We start from the raw sequence: 7028 nt of genomic DNA, 5'->3' as shown, positions 1-7028 counted from the left end.
AGGTTGCGCGATTGCTTGACTTCAAAGTGTGGCATGGCAGGTCAGGTGAAAGTATGGGATGCCATATTTTACTTTGAAATCAATGACTTGATCAACTATTGAAGGAGGCGGAACACGGATTCAGGATGAAGAGAAACCCAACGTCGGCTGTGGGGCGACAGTCCTGGTCGCGCAAGCGGGTCTTTTTACCGTGAGGGATTGGACCGGCGGTCCTGCGTCCGCTATGATGGCGGGTCCCGCCCATGAGGGCTGCAGAGCAGGACCGACCGCACATCGCATGAGCACCTACGGCGACTACATTCATCTCCAACGGGAATTTGTCCAGCAGGTGGGCTATGCCGGGAGGGTCGTCGTTCCGGACGACTTGATCGACAAGTTGGCCGCCTTCCTTGACGCCCACGCCTCCGATTCCATCGTGTCCTACTATGCGTGTAGCTTGCTCGAACAATTCTACCGGCGACGCACGCGGGAGCGGTCAGTGCATCTGTTTAATGCTCTCAATGCGACGTTGCGCAACAAACGCCTACTGATCGCGTTGTTCTTGTCGCCCCAGGACCGGCACCCGCTTCCTGCCCGCGTCGAGAACTACGACGCTGGCGCAATCTGGCTTGCGATCGACGATCTCCCGCACGGCTACGACAAGGCCAACTGCATCGGCAGGTTTGCCCATGTCCTGTCGCCCGAGCTTCTTGACAGGGCGTATGCCGCAGTCCTGGCGTTCCCCGAACCTTTTCAAACGCGCGCGCTCGGTGGCCTGTTTCCCCATCTCGATGCGCAGCGCCAGGCGGCGGTGTTCTCCTACCTGTGCGAGCAATTCCGATTGTGGTCGGACGAAGCCGCGTACCGGCTCAAGCTCGTGTTCCCGTTCATGAGCAAGGAACATAGGGCAGCGACGGTGGCGCTGCACGTGGGCGAGGATGTGCCCGAGTCCTGGACTGCCTATCTTGTGATTCGCAATGCGCAGTATCTGCAGCGCGCGGAAGGGGAGCTCCTCGTGGAAACGGCGCGCCGATTCACATCGGCTTACCTGCGCAATCGCTGCCTGCTCAAGCTGGCCGCGTGGCTGCCGGCCGGGGAACTCGATGCGCTGTTTGCTCGATTCATGGACGATGCCAGGAAGCATGCGCCTTCGTCGGAGATGATTCACAATCTGATCCAGTTTGGCGCGGTCATGGAGAACTTGGGGCGTGGCGAAGTGATTCAACTGGCACTGGACCTGATCGAGCGCCTGGACGACACCGAGAGCGATTTGTACAACCAGCAGAAATATGGGCTGCTGCTGTTCATCCTTCCTCTGCTTGGTGAAGATGACCGGACTGCGGTATTCGATATCGCACTGACGGTCAGGGGTGGGTACCGCAAGGGGCTGCTGGCCAGGATGCGCAAACATTTTGATGAGGAGCACAATTTCTGCGAGATCCGAGGGGCGGCCATCTTCTACTAAGGCCGGGCATTGCGCATTCCTGAGGGCGCCATCCTGCCTTATGGCGGCTGCGCCTGGATGCGTACCATGCGCCGTGGTATCTTGATGGTGCCATTCCATGCCACGACACGATCGCCGACTGGCGGCTCGTCAACATCGGCGCACTGATCAACCTCGGAAGGGCTCGGGATAATGAAAGAAGCAGCGCAATCGAACAGCAGTCATGTTGATATGTCGTGGGCGGCAGTCGGCCAGAAGCTGTCGGTTGGGACAAGGGCCCGGTGTATTTCAAGCTGGAAGACGATTTTGCCACGCACGTTCGTCTGACCGCGCCTGCGCCATTTTATGAGCTTCCGCACGGTCACAACTTCGCAAGGGGTTATCTATGCAGCATAGGCGTTTCGGAATCTGGCTGCTTGTCAGCAAAAAGTCATTTGAGGATCCTCGTATCTGGCGCGAAGATTCTCAGTCATACGCATTGCAAACGCCTTTTCAACGGCGCGTCGGTGTGAAGTATGTTGGTAAGGGACATCCTCGATTTCCCGATTGCTTTACTGGCTTTGGGACCATAGGGCCTCGCCACCGCCCACGGTCAATGGCAATGCTTTTTCGCGGCCATTTTCGTCGAGGTCCGGTTAGGCCACAGTCATTTTCGCTGCTGCCCGGCTATCGCGCTGTTTTAGCTCGCGCAACCGGGTATGCGATAATTTCTTCAGGTCGTCTTCGCGCCGTCGATAGCCCAGGTGCTGTGTTCGTGGGCTCGATGAGAACATGTGAATCGCAATGAATAGCCAGGATTGCGTTTTTACACGGCCTGGCCCCGAAGCGGACATAGACAGTTCATTGCACTTGGCCAGCAGAAGGCGCATACGGTGGTGTGCGAGCGATTTCAAACCTTACTGAAATGCCGGCACCCTGGCATATCGCGGACGCTTGCTCGACCTCGAAACCCAAGAAGCAGCCCAGATCCCATTCATGCTTGCCTGCCCGGTACTGGGCCTCGAGTTGAGCAGGCTCAAATCGCTCGGCAAACGCAAGGACCCTCTTTAACTTCATCAGAGACTTCAAGGCCTCAGGTCCAGAACCGATAGAAGCTGTTCCAATGAAGAGATCGCTTATTTGCATCTCCGACAGATCCGGGATGTAGTTGCAGTGTACGGCGCACTCATGTCCACACTCTTTGCAGTGCCAAATTTCCAGGCTCGATTTGTCCACCGGTCTATCAAAGCTGGAATTCCCGCAGTTGAGACATTTCATGTTGCCGCCATTGTCATAAATTTGCGTTGCCCGCCACCTTGCTTGGATCTCCATTCGTCCGCTGTTGGCCCGAAATCGGCCCTTCGTGAGCGTTTAGTCTACCGGATTGCTTGCTCGAATGGAAATTTTGTCGCACTGGCCCAGTTGCGGTGAAGGACCGGAGTCGACCCAAAGCGGTCGTTGCCAAAGAGTCCCGACACTCAGGCCGTCAAGGAGCAGGCAATCCTGGCCTGGCTCAACTACGAAATGCTTTTCGTGCATCTCGACAAGCGGGTGCATGGCATCCCAGCCGCGTCGCGTCGGACAAAGACCTGATGGCAAGGGTAATCGCTGGCGTCGGCGCGAGCGACGCACGGTTCAACCGTCAAGCATCTCGCTGGCTGACGGCCCTGCACGCGGCAGCGCGCGCTCCAACCAGGCCGAGACCGACCAGCAGCATCGCGTAGCTTTCCGGCTCGGGCACCGGCGCGGTCGGGCCGTCCAGCGTGGCCCTGGCGTAGTTATTGAAGTCGACGCGCGCGGTTGCCGCCTCCGCGCCGCTGTACAGGAGGCCCGACAGATGGTACGCGCTGGACCCGAGGTCGGCCGGATCGTCAATATCCGTCCGGAGGATGAAGCTGTCATCGAACTCGCTATAGAAGGTCGCGCCAGTGTCGAGCCATCCGCGCAGCGTTGCTTGTGCCGCCAGCTCGGTGGTGGCGGTGTTCGAGGCCGCCGGATCGACGGCCGCAGCGGCGTTGAATAGAACCCCGGTGTGCGGGGTCAGCGAAAAGCGCAGGGTGACGTCGCTGCTTGCTGCGGCGTACGCATACGCGGACGCGTCGGACGCCAGCGAAGCGCTCAGGCGCGAGTCGGTGGCGCTCAAGTCGCTGCTTGCTTCGCCGTACAGGCCGTGTACGGCGGTCGATCCGTAGCCCTGGCGCTCATCCTTGATGTCATAAGGGAGCGGATAACCATCCCGGTCATAGATGCTGACGGACGAGACATATTTCGATATGACGGTCAGTTCCGGCGCGATGCCGTCATTGGGATTGAGGTCGATCAGGCGCCAGCCGAAGCCGGTGATCGTGGACGTTACTGAAACGCTGCGGGTGTCGGCCGAGGCGTTGGTAGCGCAACCGAGCACGGCGAGGGCGCACAGCGCCCGTGTCAAGGCAGGACAATTGAACACGTTGATTCCTTTGCGGAGTGTTGGAGACATTGGGCTGATGCGATACGATGCGATGCCAGGTCAGCCACCAGCGCGGCGTGCGCGCCGGCGGGCACCGGCGCCCACCAAGGCCAGGCCCGCCAGCAGCATGGCGTAGGTCTCCGGCTCCGGAACAGCCGGGGTCGGACCGTACAGGCTCACGCTGTTCCTATGGGAGAACTCGAAACTGCCGGATTCGGCGCGCTTGTCGGTATGCAGGTAGCCGCTCAGGACGAAGTCGCCGGACAGGGACTGGGCGCCGGATAAGCCCCAGGTGCTGAGGTCGAAGTATTGGCGGAACTGGTTGCTGCCGTTCGCGCTATCGCCGAGCGATCCGCGAAATTCGTGATACGAAAAGGCATAGCTCGACACGATGTCAGACGCGGCGACCCCGGCGTTGCCACTGGCGTTGAACAGCACCCCAGTGGACGGGGTCAGGTCGAAGTGCCAGCTCGATTCGCTGCTACCCCAAGTGCCTGCGGTGTAGTGGGAATCCGACGACAAGTTGGCGCTCAGGTGCGATTCAGCCGCGCCCAGCGCGGCGTTGGCGCCGCCATGCGCCCCGTTGGCGGCAGTGCTGCCGTAGCTGTCGCGTTCATCGTAGACGTCATAGACAAAGTCGGTGTAATCGCTGTCGTAACCGCTGTCGACGTGAATCGTCTGCGAGGTGATGGTCAGCTCGGGCGTAATGCCGTCGTTGAGATCAAGGTCGATCAGCTGCCAGCTGAAGCCGGTGACGTCCGAGAAGGACGACCCGGTGCGGGTATCGGCCCAGGCACTGGCCGAGCACGCAAAAAGCGCCACGGCGCAGCACAGCGTCGTGGGCAGAGTGGAGCGATTGGACACGTTGATTTCTCCGAAAGGTGAGTAGACTCCATAGAGTAACCCGCAATCATGCGAAAAAGCTAACTATGCTGCCGAGCACGCCATCCGTTACGGAAACCTGCAAGCGAGTTGTCGCCAACTGCGATTTTTACGCTGCTTTTTTTGGATTCTGGATTTTTTTCCTTGTTGGCGAGATCTGTGGCGGCCAATTCAAGATCGTCGAAAGGCTGTGATCAGCCCTCAATCGAAGTCGCTTGAGCGGAGTTATCTTCCGATGCACTTGGGCTTCGAACGGCACGACATACCCATTGCGCAGTGTTTGCTTCGGGGCGAAACCGGCCCCTGGGGCATCTTCGGCCAGAAGCGTCCAGGCATTCTTTGCTCGATTCGCTTTGTTGCCGGGCGCTTGGAACCTTAGACTCATCGTCCGCTACATGGGCATTCCCGAAAGGCGCTTGCCCACTCGACTGTTGGCGGTAGGTCGAGAGGTTTTGTCAGGCGTTCCGAGGCACGCTGATGCCGCGCTTACGGCTCGACCTTGACGCAGCGTCCGAACACCTGCACCAGGGTGGTCCAGCCGTTGATGCCGCCTCGGTTGTTACCGATCTGAAAGCGATTGCCGTTGACCGCCTTGACCAGATGCAGGTATTCGTTGCCGTTGACCTTGCACAGGACGATCTCGTCCTTCACCGGCGGCACCGCGCCCAGCGGTTCGACGGTGACCAGCTGGCCCGACCCGATGCGCCCGACCATCGAGGCCCCGCGCGGCCGGAACTGCACGCTCTGGCCGCTCTTGAGTGCTGCAATATAATGTGCCGCCCATCCCATCCGGGTTCCTTGTCCGTTTTTGTGCGCGCTCCATATACCATACGCCGCGCGTACCTTGCCGACGGGCGCTGCTGCGATTATTCGGTGTTTTACATCCGCCCGTAACACTACGCCTTCGTGCTGCACACCACATTTTCACCGGATAGTCGATCCGCATGACGGTGTTCTGTTGAATTAAGTCAACACACATGGCGTTTTGCCGCCATACTTCGGGGAGCCAGTTTCGGCCCGACGAAAGGACGCCATGGCGAACCAGGACAGCAACACAGGATCGCCCCCACCCACCGACCACGACCTTGCCGGCGAGGTGGCCGGCCTGCGCCTGCTGCTGGCCGAGCGCGACGCCGAACTGGCGCGCCTGCGCCTCGAAGCGGGGCAGGTCAAGGAGCGCCGCAGCGACTTCCTCGGCATGCTGGCGCACGAACTGCGCAATCCGCTGGCGCCGATCAGCCTGGCCAACACCATGCTGGCCAAGCTGCCCGAGCCCTCGTCCGGACTGCTCAACCTGCACTCCGTCATCCATCGCCAGCTCCAGCACCTGACCCGCCTGCTCGACGAACTGCTCGACGCGGCCAGCATCGACAGCGGCAAGCTGGTGCTCGCGCGCGCGCCGCTGGAACTGGGCGCCGTGCTGCGCCGCGCCCTGCAGACGGTGCAGGTGCGCATCCTGGAGCGCCACCAGCAACTGCACATGGACTTGCCGGAAGAGCTGCAGGTCCATGGCGACCCGCTGCGCCTGGCGCAGGTGTTCGGCAACCTGCTGATCAACGCTTCCCGGTACACCGGCGACGGCGGCGTCATCCGGGTGGCGGCGCGCGCCCATGAGGGCATGGCGGTGGTCACGGTGGCCGACAACGGCGCCGGCATGGACCAGGGTGAACTGGCCGGCATGTTCGACCTGTTCACGCGCGGCGCCCGTGCCGCGGTCCGCGTTGAAGGCGGGCTGGGCGTGGGGCTGAACGTGGTCCGCAATATCGTCGAGCTGCATGGCGGCAAGGTGATCGGCGCCAGCGACGGCCCCGGCCGTGGCAGCGTGTTCACCGTCTCGCTGCCGCTGCTGGCCAGCGACAGCGCCCAGGCCGCGCTGGCGCCGGGCGCCATGCCCCCAAGCCGGCGCATCTTGCTGGTCGAAGACAACCTGGACGCCAACGATACCCTCGGCCAATTGCTGCTGGGCGAAGGGCACAGCGTCACGGCCGCCTACGACGGCATCGCCGGGCTGGCGCTGGCGCGTACCCAGGTGTTCGACGTGCTGATCTGCGACATCAACCTGCCTGGCTTGAACGGCTACGAGCTGATCGCCCAACTGCGGCGCACGGCCGGTGCCCACATTCCGTTCGCCATCGCCATCTCGGGCTATGGCCGGCAGGAAGAAAGTACGCGCGCCATCGGCGCCGGCTTCGGCCGGTACGTGGTCAAGCCGATCGACATCGACGCCTTGCTGGCGCTGGTGGCGTCGGAGGCGGTCACGCGCTTTATCGCCGCCGCCGGCAATACCCGCTAACA

Annotated in this window: 6 protein-coding genes; 2 read left to right on the top strand and 4 right to left on the bottom strand. The window is 61.3% G+C overall.

Annotated features, from left to right (window positions below; all coding sequences use genetic code 11):
* Nucleotides 1-277 precede the first annotated feature (277 nt).
* Nucleotides 278-1444 carry a hypothetical protein gene (locus F1735_RS19840; RefSeq protein ID WP_167238547.1) on the top strand — a complete coding sequence of 389 codons (1167 nt, stop codon included), beginning with the start codon at nt 278-280 and terminating at the stop codon, nt 1442-1444.
* An 819-nt stretch (nt 1445-2263) separates the two neighbouring features.
* Here the strand turns inward: F1735_RS19840 and F1735_RS19835 are convergent.
* The 4 genes from F1735_RS19835 to F1735_RS19820 form a co-directional block, all read right to left on the bottom strand.
* Nucleotides 2264-2734, bottom strand: coding sequence for a hypothetical protein (locus F1735_RS19835; RefSeq protein ID WP_167238546.1), 471 nt, complete (start codon nt 2732-2734; stop codon nt 2264-2266).
* Nucleotides 2735-3044: 310 nt separating this feature from the next.
* A complete protein-coding gene (locus F1735_RS19830; RefSeq protein WP_222853032.1) occupies nt 3045-3851 on the bottom strand; it encodes a PEP-CTERM sorting domain-containing protein in 807 nt (268 codons plus the stop codon).
* A 60-nt stretch (nt 3852-3911) separates the two neighbouring features.
* Complete coding sequence (locus F1735_RS35750) at nt 3912-4715, bottom strand: PEP-CTERM sorting domain-containing protein (protein WP_373888553.1); 804 nt, start codon at nt 4713-4715, stop codon at nt 3912-3914.
* A gap of 504 nt (nt 4716-5219) precedes the next feature.
* Nucleotides 5220-5522 carry a hypothetical protein gene (locus F1735_RS19820; RefSeq protein WP_167238544.1) on the bottom strand — a complete coding sequence of 101 codons (303 nt, stop codon included), beginning with the start codon at nt 5520-5522 and terminating at the stop codon, nt 5220-5222.
* Between the two features lie 244 nt (nt 5523-5766).
* Between F1735_RS19820 and F1735_RS19815 the strand changes: the two genes are divergently transcribed.
* The gene (locus F1735_RS19815; protein ID WP_167238543.1) at nt 5767-7026 is read left to right on the top strand and encodes a hybrid sensor histidine kinase/response regulator; all 1260 of its coding nucleotides are present in this window, start codon (nt 5767-5769) and stop codon (nt 7024-7026) included.
* The last annotated feature ends 2 nt before the right edge of the window (nt 7027-7028 follow it).

Source organism: Massilia genomosp. 1 (genome assembly GCF_011682185.1).
Lineage (GTDB): Bacteria > Pseudomonadota > Gammaproteobacteria > Burkholderiales > Burkholderiaceae_D > Telluria_A > Telluria_A rubra.
Note: the sequence above shows the minus strand (reverse complement) of the source record. Positions and strands in the feature narration are given on the sequence as shown.

What these genes read in the sequence shown, in the direction of transcription:
- F1735_RS19840 (WP_167238547.1), top strand. Translation starts at nt 278, where the DNA reads ATGAGCACCTACGGCGACTACATTCATCTCCAACGGGAATTTGTCCAG.
- F1735_RS19835 (WP_167238546.1), bottom strand. Translation starts at nt 2,734, where the DNA reads ATGGAGATCCAAGCAAGGTGGCGGGCAACGCAAATTTATGACAATGGC.
- F1735_RS19820 (WP_167238544.1), bottom strand. Translation starts at nt 5,522, where the DNA reads ATGGGATGGGCGGCACATTATATTGCAGCACTCAAGAGCGGCCAGAGC.
- F1735_RS19815 (WP_167238543.1), top strand. Translation starts at nt 5,767, where the DNA reads ATGGCGAACCAGGACAGCAACACAGGATCGCCCCCACCCACCGACCAC.